The organism is Mucilaginibacter sp. SG538B (assembly GCF_013376065.1).
GTDB lineage: Bacteria > Bacteroidota > Bacteroidia > Sphingobacteriales > Sphingobacteriaceae > Mucilaginibacter > Mucilaginibacter rubeus.
In genome coordinates this window covers 51,569-69,209 of sequence record NZ_JABMJI010000001.1, presented here as the reverse complement: position 1 = coordinate 69,209, position 17,641 = coordinate 51,569, and the positions used below count along the sequence as shown (strand labels likewise).

The 17,641-nt window shown below is 43.9% G+C and carries 13 protein-coding genes; 10 read left to right on the top strand and 3 right to left on the bottom strand.

The genetic code is table 11. The features are described 5' to 3' along the window. Nucleotides 1-49: 49 nt before the first annotated feature. The 3 genes from lpxK to FHW88_RS00285 are packed head-to-tail and all read left to right on the top strand — an operon-like array spanning nucleotide 50 to nucleotide 3,991. Nucleotides 50-1,093, top strand: a complete 1,044-nt coding sequence (gene lpxK / locus FHW88_RS00295; RefSeq protein ID WP_176622272.1) for a tetraacyldisaccharide 4'-kinase — start codon at nucleotides 50-52, stop codon at nucleotides 1,091-1,093. Next, entirely contained in the window at nucleotides 1,077-1,892 is an 816-nt protein-coding gene (locus FHW88_RS00290; RefSeq protein ID WP_090534201.1) for a purine-nucleoside phosphorylase, read from the top strand. Before lpxK ends, FHW88_RS00290 begins: the two co-directional genes overlap by 17 nt. After that, on the top strand, nucleotides 1,892-3,991 hold the full coding sequence (locus FHW88_RS00285; protein WP_229701766.1) for a putative porin: 2,100 nt from the start codon (nucleotides 1,892-1,894) through the stop codon (nucleotides 3,989-3,991). The genes FHW88_RS00290 and FHW88_RS00285 overlap by 1 nt, the downstream gene beginning before the upstream one ends. Nucleotides 3,992-4,173: 182 nt before the next feature. On the opposite strand, the gene FHW88_RS00280 is transcribed toward FHW88_RS00285, so the two are convergent. Together FHW88_RS00280 and FHW88_RS00275 are read right to left on the bottom strand one after the other, a co-directional pair. After that, complete coding sequence (locus FHW88_RS00280; protein WP_176622270.1) at nucleotides 4,174-4,731, bottom strand: REP-associated tyrosine transposase; 558 nt, start codon at nucleotides 4,729-4,731, stop codon at nucleotides 4,174-4,176. A gap of 108 nt (nucleotides 4,732-4,839) precedes the next feature. Next, on the bottom strand, nucleotides 4,840-5,208 hold the full coding sequence (locus tag FHW88_RS00275; protein ID WP_176622268.1) for a glyoxalase superfamily protein: 369 nt from the start codon (nucleotides 5,206-5,208) through the stop codon (nucleotides 4,840-4,842). A gap of 228 nt (nucleotides 5,209-5,436) precedes the next feature. Between FHW88_RS00275 and FHW88_RS00270 the strand changes: the two genes are divergently transcribed. The 5 genes from FHW88_RS00270 (at nucleotide 5,437) to FHW88_RS00250 (ending at nucleotide 13,891) form a co-directional block, all read left to right on the top strand. Beyond that, the gene (locus FHW88_RS00270; protein ID WP_176622264.1) at nucleotides 5,437-6,471 is read left to right on the top strand and encodes a sensor histidine kinase; all 1,035 of its coding nucleotides are present in this window, start codon (nucleotides 5,437-5,439) and stop codon (nucleotides 6,469-6,471) included. After that, complete coding sequence (locus FHW88_RS00265; RefSeq protein ID WP_176622262.1) at nucleotides 6,471-7,172, top strand: LytR/AlgR family response regulator transcription factor; 702 nt, start codon at nucleotides 6,471-6,473, stop codon at nucleotides 7,170-7,172. The genes FHW88_RS00270 and FHW88_RS00265 overlap by 1 nt, the downstream gene beginning before the upstream one ends. Nucleotides 7,173-7,431: 259 nt before the next feature. Further along, nucleotides 7,432-10,233 (top strand): TonB-dependent receptor, encoded by a 2,802-nt coding sequence (locus FHW88_RS00260; RefSeq protein WP_090534207.1) that lies wholly within the window; start codon nucleotides 7,432-7,434, stop codon nucleotides 10,231-10,233. Beyond that, nucleotides 10,224-11,030, top strand: a complete 807-nt coding sequence (locus FHW88_RS00255) for a DUF4249 family protein (protein WP_176622260.1) — start codon at nucleotides 10,224-10,226, stop codon at nucleotides 11,028-11,030. Before FHW88_RS00260 ends, FHW88_RS00255 begins: the two co-directional genes overlap by 10 nt. A 350-nt stretch (nucleotides 11,031-11,380) precedes the next feature. Further along, on the top strand, nucleotides 11,381-13,891 hold the full coding sequence (locus FHW88_RS00250; RefSeq protein WP_176622258.1) for an outer membrane beta-barrel family protein: 2,511 nt from the start codon (nucleotides 11,381-11,383) through the stop codon (nucleotides 13,889-13,891). 194 nt (nucleotides 13,892-14,085) lie between these two features. On the opposite strand, the gene FHW88_RS00245 is transcribed toward FHW88_RS00250, so the two are convergent. After that, a complete protein-coding gene (locus FHW88_RS00245; RefSeq protein WP_176622257.1) occupies nucleotides 14,086-15,894 on the bottom strand; it encodes a MutS-related protein in 1,809 nt (602 codons plus the stop codon). Between the two features lie 63 nt (nucleotides 15,895-15,957). On the opposite strand from FHW88_RS00245, the gene rlmH reads away from it, so the two are divergent. Together rlmH and FHW88_RS00235 are read left to right on the top strand one after the other, a co-directional pair. Continuing rightward, the gene (rlmH, locus tag FHW88_RS00240) at nucleotides 15,958-16,431 is read left to right on the top strand and encodes a 23S rRNA (pseudouridine(1915)-N(3))-methyltransferase RlmH (protein ID WP_176622255.1); all 474 of its coding nucleotides are present in this window, start codon (nucleotides 15,958-15,960) and stop codon (nucleotides 16,429-16,431) included. 156 nt (nucleotides 16,432-16,587) lie between these two features. Beyond that, complete coding sequence (locus tag FHW88_RS00235; RefSeq protein ID WP_176622253.1) at nucleotides 16,588-17,526, top strand: cation diffusion facilitator family transporter; 939 nt, start codon at nucleotides 16,588-16,590, stop codon at nucleotides 17,524-17,526. Nucleotides 17,527-17,641 lie beyond the last annotated feature (115 nt).

The window sequence follows — 17,641 nt, the reverse complement described above, 5'->3', positions numbered from 1 at the left end:
ACATCGGGGATTGCTTCGTACCTCGCAATGACGGCCCGCAAAATCATTTATGAAATTCCTCCGCTGGCTTTTAATCCCGTTTTCGCTGATCTATGCCCTGGTTACGGCTATTCGCAACTGGTGTTATAACCGGGGGATCTTTAAAAGTACCGGGTTTGATATGCCCATAATCGTAGTCGGCAACCTGGATGTTGGCGGTGCCGGCAAAAGCCCTATGACCGAATATCTGATCAGGCTGTTGAAGGGTAATTATAAAATTGCCACGCTTAGCCGTGGCTACGGTCGTATTACCAAAGGTTTTTTACTGGCATCAGCCGAAAGCAAAGCCTCGGATATCGGCGATGAACCTGCACAGTTCAAACATAAATTCCCGGATCTTGATGTGGCCGTTTGCGAAAAGCGGGTTGATGGCGTTGAGCAGTTAAAAGACGGTCATGATGTTATTATTTTGGATGATGCCTACCAACACCGCGCGCTTGAACCGGGCATGAGCATTTTGCTTTTTGATTACAGCCGTGTTAACGAACCTCATTTCCTGCTCCCGGCGGGTAACCTGCGCGAACCATTCGGCGGGCGTAAAAGGGCGGATGTCATCATCATCAGTAAATGCCCTGCTTCGCTTAGCGATCTGGAACAAGGCCGCGTGATTAAACGGGTCAAACCGTATCCGCACCAGTCGCTATTTTTTACCACCATAAACTATCTGCCGGCCCAAACTATCTATGGCGCCCCGGTTACAAGTGCCATCGACGATCAAACCGCGGTTTTCCTCCTTACGGGAATAGCTAATCCAAAACCCTTATTGGCACATCTAAAAAAGCAAACACCACTGGTTGTTCATCATAATTATCCCGACCATCACCGTTTTAGCTTAAAAAATATCAGTAAACTTGCCGATGAATTTTCGGCCTGTGCATCACAAAAAAAAGTGATCATCACAACAGAAAAGGATGCGCAGCGTTTAGGTGAACAGGACCTGCTTCCGATGGTTAAAAAACTGCCCATTTTGGTGCTGCCCATAGGCATTAGTTTTTTAAATAACGGGCAACAACAATTTGACGAATTAGTACAAACATATGTTAGACAATATTGAAGGCACCGCCCGGTATATCAAAAACCGGATAGGCGATTTTGAACCCGAAGTGGGTATAATTTTAGGTACCGGCCTTGGTGGCCTGGTAAAAGAAATTGAGGTTGAAAAACAGCTCATGTATTCCAACATTCCTGATTTCCCTATCTCAACATTGGAATTTCACTCGGGTAAGCTGATTTTTGGTACCCTTGCAGGCGTTAAAGTGGTGGCCATGCAGGGCCGTTTGCATTATTACGAAGGCTACAATATGCAGCAGATCACCTTCCCGGTTAGGGTGATGAAATACCTGGGCATCAAAACGCTATATGTATCAAACGCCAGCGGCTCGCTTAACCCCGATTTTAAAAAGGGCGACCTGATGATCATTGAAGATCATATTAACCTGCAGCCTCAAAACCCGCTGGTTGGCCGCAATTATGAAGAGCTTGGCCCACGGTTCCCGGATATGAGCGAACCTTACCGCCATGATATGATCGAAAAGGGTTTAGCCATCGCTCAGAAAAATAACATCACCTGCCATAAAGGGGTATACGTAGCCGTAACCGGCCCTAACCTGGAAACCCGTGCCGAATACAAATACCTGCGTATCATTGGCGGCGATGCCGTTGGCATGAGCACCGTGCCCGAGGTTATTGTTGCTAATCACATGGGGATCCCGACGTTTGCTATTTCGGTATTAACAGATGAAGGCTTCCCGGAAGTGCTTAAGCCCATAACATTGGAGGAGATTATTGCTATTGCGCAGGAAGCCGAACCCAAAATGACCCTGATACTTAAAGAACTGATAGCCGGTAATTAATGCGCCAAAAGCTCAAATATATTTTTTTATTGCTGATGTGCCTGTCGGTACAGGCTGCTTTTGCGCAGTATGGCAACCGCACTAACCCGCGTAACCTGCCTACCCGTGATACCGCGCGCCGGCAGGAAAAACAAATGACCGACGATCAGCTGCTGGACAGTTTAAGGCGAAAGGAAGAAAACAAAAAAGATTCGGTAGTTTTTAGCTCCAAATTTATCCGCGTTACCAACGAGCGTTTGCTGAATGATAGTACACAACTGTTTCCGATTGATACGGGCATTACGAATTTCGAGATCTATAGCCCGCTTATTGATCCGCGCAGTCCCCGAATTCATTTAGGTAATATTGGTTTGTCACAACGGCCTCTGCTTTTTGAGCCCAGCAGGACCATAGGCTTTGACCTGGGCTTGCATGCGCTTGATATTTACGCTTTAAAGCCTCAGGATATTAATTATTATAACACGCGTGTACCTTATACCAAGCTTACATTATATAATGCCTTTGGCGGCTCGGCCATTCAGTTGTTCAATATCGTTCATACGCAAAATATAAAACCCAACTGGAATATTGGTTTTAACCTTAATTTCAACGGATCAAGGGGTTTCTACAATTTTAACAATGTGCTTGGCCAAAACGTGAGCGATTTGAATGCTTCTATTTTTACGTGGTACGAATCAAAAAGCAAACGGTATAACCTGCTGGCCAACCTTTTGTTCAACAATCTTAAGGCCCCCGAAACCGGCAGCATTCTCAACGATTCGGTATTTACCAGTACCAATGTAAACAACGCCTTTTCAAAAGACAGGGCAGCGGTACGTTTACCGTATAGTTATGAAAACTGGAACGATAAGGGCCTTTACATTAAGCAGTTTTATTATTTAGGCCGGATAGATAGTTTGAATAAGGGGAAGGACAATTCAAAGATCCTGCCTACCCAACGCGTGTCACATACCCTTCATGTATCAAACAGCAGGTACCTGTACAAGCAAAGCGGTGTTGATACCTATAATGTATTCCCTGACTATTATTACAGCAATAACCGGTCAAGGGATTCAACAGTCGTCACGCATATTCAAAATGAGTTTTCGTATAGCTTTTATCTGCGAAGTAAATCGGTAAAATTTGTAAAGAACGAGCTTAAGCTTGACCTCGGCCTTGTGCATGATTTTTATTCGTACAACCAGTATGTTAGCGATACCACCCTTAACCAGTATGGTGCAAAATATATTCATCAGGATAAAGTACAGCACAATACTTTCCAGGACATTACGCTGAAAGCTAAATTGGGCTACCGTTTCAGCGATCGTATAGCCCTTGATGCCGATTTCAGGCAAATTGCCCAGGGCCGCGACTTTGGCAATTATTTATATGATGCCAAACTTACCCTGGCAGGCGGCAAAAAAACCGGCAAGATCATTTTAGAAGCCTATTCACAAAACAGCTCGCCCCCGCTGGTTTATAATAACTGGATCTCCAATCATTATATTTTTCATAATGATTTCAGCAATCAAAAAACAACCAGCGCATCGTTTAATTACATTAACAACGCCCTGCAAATTGATTTAAAAGCCGAATACTTTTTGATCAGCAATTACCTGTATTTTTCAGCGCAGGATGGCGGTACCGATGTGCGCCCGGCTCAGCTTAACAACTCTATCAACCTGTTAAAAGTAAGTTTGGGTAAAAACTTCACTTACCGGAGCCTGCATTTTGATAACTATGTAGTATATCAAAAAACCGACTATCAGAATACGCTTCGTACCCCGGAAGTATATGCTTACAGCAGCTTATATATTAACAGGGTTTTGCTTAATGTACTGCATGCCAGTATGGGTATAAATGGAAGGTATAATACAGAATATGTTGCCCCTTCATATGCCACGGGATTGGGCCAGTTTTATAACGGCGCGAACGTAACGTTTTCATCATACCCTATATTTGGCGTATTTTTCAAAGCAACCTTGCAGCGTACCAACCTGTTTGTTGCTTATGATTACATCAACCAGCGTGCCTGGAGTAAAGGCTATTACACGGTTAACCGTTACCCACAACAGGATGCCATCCTGAAATTCGGCGTTTCATGGACATTTTATAATTAATAGGATCATCGGATACTAAAAAGCATTTTCTGGCGCCTTTTCTGGCGCAAGTCTTGTGTGGCTGGCATGAGGGTGGATGACTTGTGCCTTTGGGACAGCAAGACATATTGTCGAAGCACAAGTCTCCAGCTACGCATCCCCGGGGGCTCAAGACTTGCGCTAAAACTCAAAAAAAATGTAAATTAATATGCTACTTCAACTTCCCACAAAATGCCGCCCTTTTCTTCATAATTAGAGGCGCTACTATAAACATATGCTGAAGATTCGTTAACCCATCCTGCTTTAACAGGATTTTGGTGAATATAATTCAACTTTTGATCAAACATATTTGAGTGTGGCTCAATTTCTATTGGGTGGTTTTCTTGTTGCCATAACTGATAATGGGTATTATTCGTATTTGCTTTTCCTGTGTCAGCAAAGAGTTTAAGCATCCAGAGTTTTCGGCTTTCTACCGGATTTTCTATGATCTCCCTGATAATCTTAACAGATGAAAACTTTTTCATATCCCGCATGATGGCTGATAGACTTTGATCCGCTTTTTTGCCTATAAGCAAATGAACATGATTGCTCATAATAACAAACCCATAAATAATTAAACCTTTTTCCTTTATACAATAACGAAAACTATCAAGTAAGATATCACGATAAATGTTTCTTGTAAAAACATCGACCCAATGAACACCGGCGAAAGTCACGAAGTATATCCCCTCCGGATTAGCGAATTTGTATTTAGTACTCACGCACTGAAAATAGTTAAATACAATTATAAAAGTATAAAGAAAGCACAAGTGAGCGCCCCCTCCAGCCAACCACACAACACTTGCGCTAAAACGGAAGGATCAACAGGCTTACCTCTTCAACTCCTCACTAAAGGTCAACCGGTTGCCAAAAGGGTCATGAACAGTCATGGTGATAGCCCGGTCATTCCATTCGGGCACCTCCAAACCAGGACGGTTATATTTATATTTTTTGGCGATGAGGTGGGCGTGGTAATCCCTTAGCTCACTAAAGTCATCGATTGCTATGTGGCTGCCCGGACTGGCATCGCCATGATGTTCGGAAAGGTAAAGCACTACATCGCGCATGGAAATTTGGATGTATACCGGCACCCCTTCGGGTTTGTGTTCCCAATCGGTTTTAAAGCCAAGCCAGTTGATATAAAATTCGATGGCTTTATCATAATCAAAAATTCGGAGGATGGGTTTTGTTATTGACATAGGTAATTAGTTATTAAACAAATTTAACGGAAAATGCCACCTTTATTATACAGCGAAACCGCTTGTTTTCAATTAGCTGCCTTCAAATGTTAATAGATGTTAAATATGCCTTGTGCAGCACCTGAAATTGGGTTTCCATACAACAGATACCGTACTTTCGTCGGCACATTTTGCCCCATCGTCTATTACATTGAATGCGGGTTTAAAATGAGGCTACCTTAGCATGATATGTTTAAACGGATAAAGCCGGCGTTGATTATCGAAATTTGTATCCACCTGTTATTTTGGGCATTGATCATTTTTACGCCCATCATTTCCAGGCCGGATATGCGCGGTTTTCCGCAGCCTGCTTTTTCACCGGGACACATTATCAGTTTTAACCTGGTGCTCGCGGCCGAATTTTATCTGAACGCTTTTTTCCTTATTCCCAGGATCTTAAAAAATAATATCTGGCTTTACTTTTTTGCCTTGCTTGCCTCCTTTGTGGTGTTCAATGCAATACTAATGGAAGTACGGCATTATTTCCCTGTGCCTCATTTTCCCTGGATGGGGCATCATCGTCGCCCCCCGGGGCCGTTCCTGGTTATTTTCCCCTTATTATCTGTTACCGCCGGCAGCTTTGCCTATCATTACCTGGCCGATCAGTTTAAGGCTATCAACAAAAAAAAGGATATTGATAATGCATCACTGATCTCTGAACTGGCTTTTTTACGCTCACAAATCAGTCCGCATTTTATTTTTAATGTGATTAACAGTGCGGTGGCGCTTTCGCGTTTAAACCCTTCGGCAGTTGAACCTACACTCATCCAGCTTTCTAAATTGCTTCGTTATATGCTTTATGTAACCGATGCCGAAAAAGTTACGCTTTGCCAAAAGGAAGATTACCTCCGCAGCTATATCGAGCTGCAACAACTCCGTTTCCGCGATCAGGTAAAGATCAGCTTCAGCTCGGATATCAAAGCTCCCGAAAAAAGTATTGAACCCATGCTGCTGATCCCCTTTGTTGAAAATGCCTTTAAGCATGGCACGGGCGATATTGAGGCGCCGGCTATAGCCATCACTCTTTTTACCGACGAAAAGAACCTGCGTTTCAGTGTACAAAACGTGTACAACCCAACCGAAGAAAGTAAAGATAATGCCTCGGGTATTGGTCTGGCTAATGTTAAACGCCGGCTTGAGCTGTTATACCCCGGCAAACACAATCTATATATCAACAAAAACGAGCAGGCTTATATAGTTATGCTACAACTGGAACTTAAATGATGCGATGTTTAATAATTGACGATGAGCCACTTGCGCTCGACTTGCTGGAAGATAACCTGAAGCATGTAAACACCATACAGGTAGTGGCGCGTTGCCGCAACGCGGGCGAGGCGATCATTGCCATGCAAAAAGAACAGATAGACCTTATCTTCAGCGATATATACATGCCCGGCATCAATGGTTTACAACTCATCAGGAGTTTGACACAGAAGCCCATGGTGATATTTGTAACCGCTTATGAAAAATTTGCGTTGGAAGGTTTTGAACTTGATGTGGTTGACTACCTGGTTAAGCCCGTACCCTTAGACCGCTTTTTGAAGGCCTGCCACAAAGCGCTCGACTTATATGAGCTTCGCCGCAGTTATGTGCCGCAGCCAACCACTAAAAACTATTTCTTTTTGCATGCTGATTATAACCTCGTTAAGATCAGCTTTGACCAGGTTGAATACATTGAGGGGCTTAAAGACTATATCAAAGTACACCTCATCAATCAGCAAAAACCTGTATTATCCCGCATCAGCCTCAAAGCTATTGAGCTGCAATTACCGCCCGACCAGTTTTTCCGGGTACATAAATCATACCTCGTTAACCTCGACCATGTATCCCAAATGCGCCGTGCCCGTATCAAACTCATCAATACCGAGATACCTTTAAGCGACGGATATCGCGATGTGATCAACAGGATGATTGGGAAGGTGTAGGGTATTTCCTATTCATCTTGGTTCTGTTTTTGAGGCCTTTGCCTTCAGACAAGGTTAAAGGCAATTTCCAATTAACATATGCAACCGCCCGCCATTGCCTCTAACTAATATTCTTTTTCCAACCTGCAACTGCTACTAAGCAAAATCCCCCTGCCACACATCCGGGCATCTGGTCTACAGAAAACCTCCCATGGTCGATTTTATTTGAGGTGCTTCAAAACATGCTGCATTTTCGGCATCGAAGAAAATATACCCCTACATGAAGAAATTTTCCCTAATGTTAATAAGCTCCCTGATTTTGTGCGGTACGGTGGCCCATAGTCAGCAAACCCAACAAAAGCTAAAAAAGATTGTAGTTAACCATTTTTTTTCGTGCCCGCTTGATGAGCTCTTTGATACACTGGCCATGAACTATAAGGTCCGCATCGTGTTTGAACGCGAACCCCTACACGAAATGGACATTGTGGAGCACTTTTTTGAGGAGCCGCTTAAAAATGTCATTGCCAAGGTTTGTAACGAAAATAACCTGCATTACTGGATAGAATCAACCGGCACTATCTACATCCTCCAAAACACCGACGACCTGGCGCGGCTGCAAAAGCTCAACAAGTTGTCATTGCAGGCAGCCAATGCGGTAAAGGCTAAAGAAATTGAAGCGCCCAAAGCCAAACCCAAACATTTTTTGATGAGTATTAACGGTCGGGTAATTGATCAGCAAACAGGCGAGTCGCTGCCATCGGCAACGGTAAAGATCAGGGGAACCGACCTCAACGTTATGACCAATGCCGACGGTTATTTTACCATGTTCAGGGTGCCTTCAGATACATCGGTAGTGGAGGTATCCTATACAGGTTATCAAACCGACTATTTCAGGCTGAGCAGCGAAAAGCTGAATTCGCCGCTGATCTGTGGGTTATATTCATCGCTCAACAGTTTAAATGAGGTTACCATTACCGGTAAAAAAAGCGGCGTCATGAATACCGACAGCAGGCAGGTTGGCGTGTTACAGCTTTCGCCGGCCAATTTGGATAAGCTACCAACCATGGGCGATAAGGACGTACTGCGGGCATTTCAGCTGATGCCCGGTGTAAGCGGTACCAACGAATCGTCATCAGGTGCTTATGTACGTGGCGGTACCCCCGACCAGAATTTGGTTGTACTGGATGGTTTTACCATTTACCAGGTTGATCACCTGTATGGCTTTTTCAGTGCTTTCAATGCCAGTGCCATTAAGGATGTGCAATTATATAAAGGCGGCTTTACGGCCAAATATGGCGGCAGGCTTTCGAGCGTTACCGAACTCAACGGCAAGGAGGGTAACAAGAACGAAACTAATATTGGTACCGATTTGAGTTTGCTGAGCGCCAGCGGTTACCTGGAAACGCCGCTTTCTGATAAATCGACCTTGCTGTTAGCGGTAAGGCGCTCATACCAGGGGCCGTTTTACAACAAGATCTTTAACCAGTTTAACCAAACGTCAACCACGCAGGGGGGCGGCCCGGGTGGTGGTGGCCGGGGAGGCTTTGGTGGCGGCGGTTTTGCCAACCAGATTACCCCAAGCTCCTACTTTTATGATTTTGATGCCAAATACACATACAGCATCAGTCAAAAAGATAAGGTATCATGGACTTTGTACACAGGCACCGATAAAACCGATAACAGCAGGGAACTGGGCCTGCCATCGTTCCTGTCGTCGGGCAGCAGCGGTATCAACATAACCGATTATACCAAATACGGTAACCTGGGCAGCAGTATCAAATGGTTCAGGCAATGGAATAAGAAACTATACTCCAACAACTACATCACCTACTCATCCTATTTCAACGACAGGAACCGCAGTACTTCGGGCTTTTCACAAATCGATACCAACGGTATCTCACATACGCTGAGCAATGGCACGCTCGAAACCAACAACCTGAAGGATGTAAGCTATAAATCTGAGTGGGAATGGACAGTTAGTAACAAATATAAGCTGCTCTTCGGCGGTTTTGCATCCTACAAAAAAATAGATTACGAGTATACCCAAAACGATACAAGCAAACTCATCAATCAGCATAACAATGCCATGTTAGCGGGTTTCTACACCGAGCTGGCTATCGACCCAAACAATAAATTTCATATACAGCCTGGTTTACGGGCCAGTTATTTCGGCCCTACATCCAAACCGTACTTTGAGCCCCGGCTGTCGGCAAGTTATAGCCTTACCGATAAATTTACCATAAAAGGCGCTACCGGGCAGTTTTACCAGTTTGAAAACCAGGTGATCCGCGAGGATATTTTAGCCGGTAACCGCAATTTCTGGGTGTTATCCAATAACAGTAATATCCCGGTGGGTATGTCAAGGCATTACATTTTAGGCACCAGCTACGAAACGGACGAGCTTTTGTTCAGCGTTGAGGGATACTACAAAACACTTAGCGGCTTAACCCAGTACACTGTAAGGCAAACACAGCCTGCCGGCGGCGGTTTCAGGATAGAGGCTAACCAAAATCAAACACAAAGCGTGACGGAAGATTTTTACCGGGGAACCGGTCGTGCTAAAGGCATTGAGTTTTTGGTACAGAAAAAGATGGGGCGTTATACCGGCTGGATCAGCTATACCCTTGCCCAGGCCCAGAATAAATTCTTAGCTTTTGGAACCGATTATTACGCTGCCGACCAAGATGTGCGCCATGAGTTTAAATCCATTAACATGTACCATTACCAGCGCTGGAATTTTGCTGCTACTTTCCTGTTCAGCACCGGGCATCCTTATACTGCCCCCTTATCCAGCTACACCATTAAAACGGTTGACGGCAACAGCATCACTTACCTCAACATAAGCGATAAAAATGCCGAACGTTTACCGGCTTATCACCGGCTGGACATGTCGGTGTCATATGACCTGCTGAAGATAGACGGGCATAAAATAGGCTCCATAGGCTTGTCGCTGTTTAACGTTTACAATCATACTAACACCTGGTACCGCGAATACCAAATGCAGAACAACCAGGTTATTACCACCGACGTTAACTACCTCGGCTTTACCCCTAACGTTACATTAAGCTTAAGATGGAAATAAAAACATACATACGATTTTTTGCACTGATAGCCGGCTACCTGATGATGGCATCGGCCTGCAAAAAAAACTCTTCTGATACTGATGCAGTGAACAAACCTGTTGTTGAAGCATACCTGGTTGCCGGCCAACCGCTTTCAGTAAAAGTTTATCAGCAAAAAGACCTGACGGATACTGCTACTTATGGATCGGCTATTACCGGGCTGACAATTAATGTAAGCAATGGTACGCAGACCGTAAAACTTACCGAAGGAACAAACGGAACTTACACTTACAGCGATGCCTGGTTCGTAACTGCCGGTAAAACTTATTCCATGCAGTTTACCTATAACAATGTGGTTGTGAGCGCGTCAACAGTGATGCCGGGCAAACCAGTTGGATTTAAACTAACCGACAGTGTATTCCATGAGCCTAATACGCTTGATCAGGCTTATAACGATAAGGTGCGTGCTACCATTACCTGGACCAACCCCGATTCGTTACAGCATATGTTGCTTTTCAAAAACACCGACAATAATCCTTTTGAGATTATAGCGGTAAGGAACAACAGGAACCCAAGCTTCGAGATCAATACCGAAAGAGCCTCTACTTACAGCATAACGCAAACCACTTTCAAATACTACGGGGCTTATAAAGTAATATTGCTAAGGGTAAACGACGAATACATTAATATATTAACCAGCAATACCCGGGGCAGCTCACAAAACCTGGTAAATACCCCAACCAATGTTGTTAACGGGCTTGGTATTTTTACCGCAATGCAGGCCGATACCTTGAATTTGAGGGTAACGACAGAGTAAAATCTGATAATTGGTATTGAATCATCTATTGGCGCAAGTTTCCCCGGTCCGGGCTGACTTGCGCTTTTCCTAAAAAACGGCGCTGAATCCAGATTTACGAAGTTTCAAAACTTTGTAAATCTTCCCTGGTGTTGTCATTTATCTCCCCTAAGTTTTATCACTCGTAATTGACATGGTTTATATATTGTCGCCTCGTCGCAAATCCCCCTTTTAATCCCCCCATTGTAAAATCCCCGGTTACATCATAATAGTGTAACTTATACATTACAAATGCACTATTTGTAAAAAAATAAAAATTCAGCATGTAACATTTAAAGTATTTTCGCCTCCAATTACCAAAATAATACTAAATGAAACGTTTTTACATACTTATTGCATTATTCTGCTTCGCGTTATCGGCTCAGGCCCAGTTTGGTGTGGGCGGCGGCGGACCTACAACAACAGGCAGAATATCAGGCACTATCATTGATTCGCTAACCAAAAAACCAATGGACTACGCCTCGGTTGGTTTATATCGCAGCGGAGGCAAATCGCCAATTACCGGTGTTGTAACCGATGAAAAAGGTAACTTTAAATTGGACAATATAAAGCCGGGCGTATATAAGCTGGCTATCTCTTTTATAGGTTACCCAACTAAATATATTGATCAGGTAACCACTACCCCATCAAAACCAGATGCTAAGCTTGGTCAGGTACTGTTGGCCCCAAGCTCACACGCGCTTAAAGAAGTTTCCGTAGTTGGCCAGGCCGCATTAATCGAAAACAAGATCGATAAGATAGTTTATAACGCCGAAAAGGATCTTACATCGGTAGGCGGTAACGCTACCGATGTGTTACAGAAAGTGCCTTTGGTTGCTGTCGACCTTAACGGTAACGTATCTATTCGTGGTGACCAAAACGTACGCGTATTGATCAATGGCAAGCCATCCGGTGCTACATCTGCCAGCTTATCGGATGTTTTGAAAACCATCCCCGCCGACCAGATCAAGAGTATCGAGGTGGTAACTTCACCATCTGCCAAATATGATGCAGAAGGTTCGGCCGGTATTTTGAACATCATTACCAAGCAAAAAAATGTTTCAGGTATCAGCGGTTCAATCAGCGGTGGTGTTGGTACACGTCAAAACAACGGCAACGCCAATATCAACTATAACCACAACAGGTTTAGCTTATCGGCAAACGCTGGTGGTAATGCAACATGGCCTCAAACCTCGCTTACCTCAAGCGATCAGAACTTTAATTATAACGACCCTACCAAACACTATGAGCAAACATCTACCGGAACCAGCCGCGTTAAACGTCACGGCGTAATAGGTTCTGTTTCGGCTGGCTATGATTTTAACGCGTACAACAACTTACGTACTTCCATCCGTTTAAATCAGGGTGGGTTTGATCCGCATTCGCTGTCAACCACAAATCAAACCTATTATTTTGATCACACCAAAGATCAGTCTTACACTTCTGATGGTCGCGGTCACAATAGTTTTGGTGGCTTTGACTGGAACATTGATTACACGCACAAATTTAAAAAAGAAGGTCATGAATTGGACCTGTCTGCACAATGGAGCCATAGCAAAATTGTTACCGATTATACTAACTTGTATTCGGCGGTGTTTGATTCCCTTCAAAACAATATTAACGGTAAAAACAACGAGTATACCATACAAGCCGACTATACTTTACCTGTAAGCAAACTGCTTAAGCTGGAAGCCGGCGGCAAAAACATCATCAGGAGGATAAAAAGTATTTCGGATTATTTTGTACCGGACGGAAACGGCGGTTTTGTATTCAGCGATCCAAACTCAAACAGGTATAATTATAACCAAACAGTTTGGGCCGGTTATACCGTATTAACTTTCTCTCTGCCTAAAGGCTACTCCATCATGACAGGTGCGAGGCTTGAAAATACGGATATTCACGGCGAGCCAATCAATAGTGCTCAAAATCTTAGCCCTTTTGATCAAAACTATAATACGTTTATACCAAGCTTAACTTTTCAAAAGGCACTTACACCTACTCAAACTATCAAATTATCATATAGCAAACGTATCACACGCCCGAGCTTACAGTTTTTGAACCCCTTTGTTAACAGGAGCAATATTACAGCGCAAACAGTTGGTAACCCCGACTTAGCGCCCGAAATATCGCAAACAGTTGAATTGGGATACAACACATTCATAAAATCGTCTGTGATCAACCTGTCGGCTTATTATAAGCATACATCAGGCCTAATTGAAGGTATAGTTGAAAACCTGCCACCTAATGGTGATCAGAACGCTACTTTAACTACCTATCAAAACATTGGCGTAAATAACTCATATGGCGCAAGCTTTTTTGGTTCGGTAACCCCGTTCAAGATCCTGACCATACGCGGGCAAATCAACGCTTACACCTATAAGCCAACCGCTATTGACCAGTTTACGCACCAGCAAACGCAAACCAATACTTATGTGCAGTACAACGCATTTTTAAGTGCTCAGCTTACACTGCCAAACAACTTTATAGCTGAGGCATTTGCTGTTGAAAATTCGGCACGCCGCACCATTCAGGGCTCAAACCCATCGTTCAGCATTATGGGCTTTGGCTTTAAAAAACAGTTTATGCAAAAGAAACTTGCATTGGGTATTAATGCCATTGAGCCATTCAATACTTACAAAAACTTTAACACCGATATAAAAACGCCAACATTTACACAAAGCAGCAAATTTGCGTTCCCATTCCGTTCGTTTGGTGTAACGTTTAGCTACAGCTTCGGTAAATTAAGCTTCAGCAACCCTAATCAACAGAAAAAAGGCATCAACAATGATGACATGAAACAAGGCGACCAGGGTGCCGGCGGTTCACCTACAGGAGGCCGATAATCTTTAAGAGTCAAGACTGTTAGAGTCAGGATATAAGAAAAAACTAAAGAGCCGGGAGCGTAAATGCTTCCGGCTCTTTAGTTTTTATACGTCATTGCGAGGTACGAAGCAATCCCCAATATGCAGGGGGGCTTTGCAAATCAGCCCTGTACAGTTCGCGATTGCTTCGTACCTCGCAATGACGGCGAAGAGAGTTACTCCGCATCCACCTCAATCCCTATCTGCTTAAGCAGCAATGAGGCATTAAAAGTTTTGCATTCACCGTGCTTGATCTTGTAATCAAACAGCATTTCGCCGTTCACTACCTGGATATCAAAATAAAAATTACGTACGTAATCAGGATATTTGGTTTCGAGATGGGCTATCTGCAAATCGTGAGTGGCTACCATACCCACCGCATTTTTGCGGATGAGCTGCTCGATAACCGCTTTTGAGCCGAGGTATTTATCAACCGAATTGGTACCGCGCAGCATTTCATCAATCAGGAAAAACACTTTAGGCTCATTTTCGACCGCGGCCAGCAGCATCTGCAGACGGTCGAGCTCGGCCTTAAAAGTCGAAGTACTTTCATTCAGCGAATCCTTGATCCGCATATAACTGATCATGGTGATCACCGATACCTGCATACTTTGGGCGCAAACCGGTGCACCGCTTAAGGCCAGCACGGTATTAATGCCCACGGTACGCAAAAAGGTACTCTTGCCGGCCATATTTGATCCGGTGATGATGTCAACTTTAAAGGTATTATCCAGTTCGTAATCATTTTCGATGCGTTTGGTGACATCAATAAGCGGGTGGGCAATGGCTTTAGCTGTAAGGGTATAGCCCTGCCTGTCGTCAATAACAGGAAAGCACCAGTCCGGGTAATTTACAGCCAAACCGGCCAGGCTCAATAGTGATTCAAATTCGGCAATGACATCAAAAGCGGCTTCAAGGCTGTCCTGGTTTTGGCGTTTCCAGTTTTCAATGGCGATGATCTGGCGGATATCCCATAAGAAAAACAGGTTGAGCACAAAGCCGATTAACAAGTTAAGATGATAATTAAGCTTATTGATCAACTCCCCCAGTTCTTTTATTTTGGCCGATGTCTTGTCTGTTTTTAGCTGTTGCGCCAGGGTGTTGCTATAACCGGCCTGCCATTGCTGGTCTTCAATGCACTTAAATACATTTGCATAGTTGGATAAAGTATCACCTATTTTACCGGCAATAAGATCGGCTTTGCTGATGTAGGCTGCTTTTGAAAACACCACCCCCATATTAAACAAGCCAACCACGATGGCCGCAAGCTTCGCCGGCGAATAAAAATAAGCGACTACCAGCAACGCCGTAAACAGGTAAGGCGCTATTTTGGTATAAGCGGCAAGCCATTTTTCGCCTGGCATATCGAGCGGAATGTGCAGGTATTTGAAAAGGTTTTTAAGCTGGTTAACATCCTGCTTTATGGCGAAAATGAGCCGTGTTTGCAGATCGAGCTTCCAGCTGTTCTTAGCGGCTATTTCTTTAACGGCGTCCTGCCGCTGTAATACGGTTTGCTTGCTTGCCGGGGCATTGAGCCAACCTGCCAGTTTATTATTTCCCGGGGTAGTAGCTGCACGGTTGATGAGCTGGTATAACGATGCATTACCGTAAATATCCAGGTCGGAAGTGTAAAAGTGTTTGTCGTTAGCGTAGCGCGCGCCATCGTTGTAGATATTGCCGTGGGTTTGGATACTAACTATCTCGTTTTCATTTACCTGCTGCAGATCGTCATAATACTGTTTCTGCTTTTCAAACGCACTTTGGCGCGCTACCAGCCAGGCAAAGGCAAAAACCAGCAATACAAAAGCAATGGCGATGATGCTGAAATTGTCGAAGTGAATGGCAAAGGCTATAGTTACAGCCACCATGGCAAAAATGCCGAGCCTCAGCAGCGAATAGGTATTGGCAAGCTTTTTATATTTGGCCGCTTCTGCAGCGGCGAGGCTTGCCCTTTGCGTATAATCGTTTATAATTGTTTGTTCCATTTGCAGATAAATTCAACCAAAATAAACACATATATTTTAAATAAACGTTTATTTGTTGCAGATATGAAGATCACGTTCCTTACCGTTGGAAAAACAGAGGATGCCTATTTAAAGGAAGGCATTGATAAATATGTAAAACGGCTAAAACACTATACCAAACTGGAGCTTGCCGAAATCCCCGAGCTTAAGAACACCAAAGCCCTGAGCCCCGAGCAGCAAAAGGCCAAAGAGGCTGAGTTAATTCTCAAGAAAATCACCCCGCTTGATTTTGTGATCCTGATGGATGAAAAAGGAATGGAATTTACATCAAGCCAGTTTGCGGCTTATATCAATAAAAAAGAAGTTACCACATCTGCCAATTTAATATTCATCATCGGCGGGCCTTATGGCTTTGATACCTCCGTTTACCAGCGGGCTAACGACAAGATCTCCCTTTCGCGCATGACATTTTCGCACCAGATGGTACGCCTGTTTTTTGTGGAGCAACTGTACAGGGCATATACCATTATGAAGGGTGAGCCTTATCATCACGAATAATCCGAACCATGATTTTTAGGATTTAAGGATTGCCCTGATGATTGATCAAATAAACAGATACGGAGCGGGATTATGACCACAACGATGTTACAGCAAATGCTTATTTCAGGAAATCCTAAAATCATGCGAATCAAGGTTTTTACCTACCTTTGTTAAATGTCAGCAGGTCACGATCATTCACACTCACATTCGCACGGGCACCATCATCACGACCATGCCCCTAAGCTTGATCATTTAAATTCGGCTTTTATTTGGGGCATCGTGCTTAACTCGGTGTTTGTGGTGGTTGAGGCTATTACAGGTTTTGTTACCCACTCTTTGTCCCTGTTAACCGACGCCGGCCATAACCTGAGCGATGTGGCCTCGCTCGCATTAGCCTTACTTGCTTTTAAACTTACCAAAGTAAGCGCTAATAGTAAGTATACCTACGGCTATAAGCGGTCGACTATCATCGTATCTTTTTTTAACGCGGTAATATTATTTGCAGCCGTTGGTTTTATTATTTATGAGGCTATTACGCGCTTCATGAACCCCGAAATAGTATCGGGCGGCACCATGGCCTGGGTTGCTTTTATAGGCATTGGCATTAACGCTTTTACAGCCTGGCTGTTTGTGAAAGATAAAGATACCGACCTCAATATTAAAGGCGCTTACCTGCACATGGCTGTTGATGCCATAGTATCCTTTGGTGTGGTGATATCTGGTATTATCATATACTTTACCAAACTATACTGGATTGACAGCGCAGTGAGCCTGATAATTGGTTTTGTGATATTACGCGGCACCTGGAGCCTGCTTACGGCCAGCCTGCGTTTGGAAATGGACGGCGTACCTGCCGAAATGGACCTTGACAAGATCAAAGCCGAACTTAAAAAAGCCAAAGGTGTGGTTGATGTTCACCACATGCACGTTTGGGCACTCAGCACCACCGAAAACGCACTTACTGCCCACCTGGTGATCAAGCCTGAAGCCATGGCCGATTTTGATAATATCAAGCATGACCTTCGCCACCGTTTGGAACATCTGGATATCAGCCACAGCACTTTTGAACCCGAATTTTCGGAAGAAGGGTGTAAGCAGCCGGAGTGTTTGTAGGTTAGTTTTTCCTATTTCATAAAATTCCTCATTTTCTTATTTTTAAGGTAAACAATTACCTTAAAATGAGCAAAGCCCAAACCTTAAAAATACTATCCGTTATCACCTTTCTTGA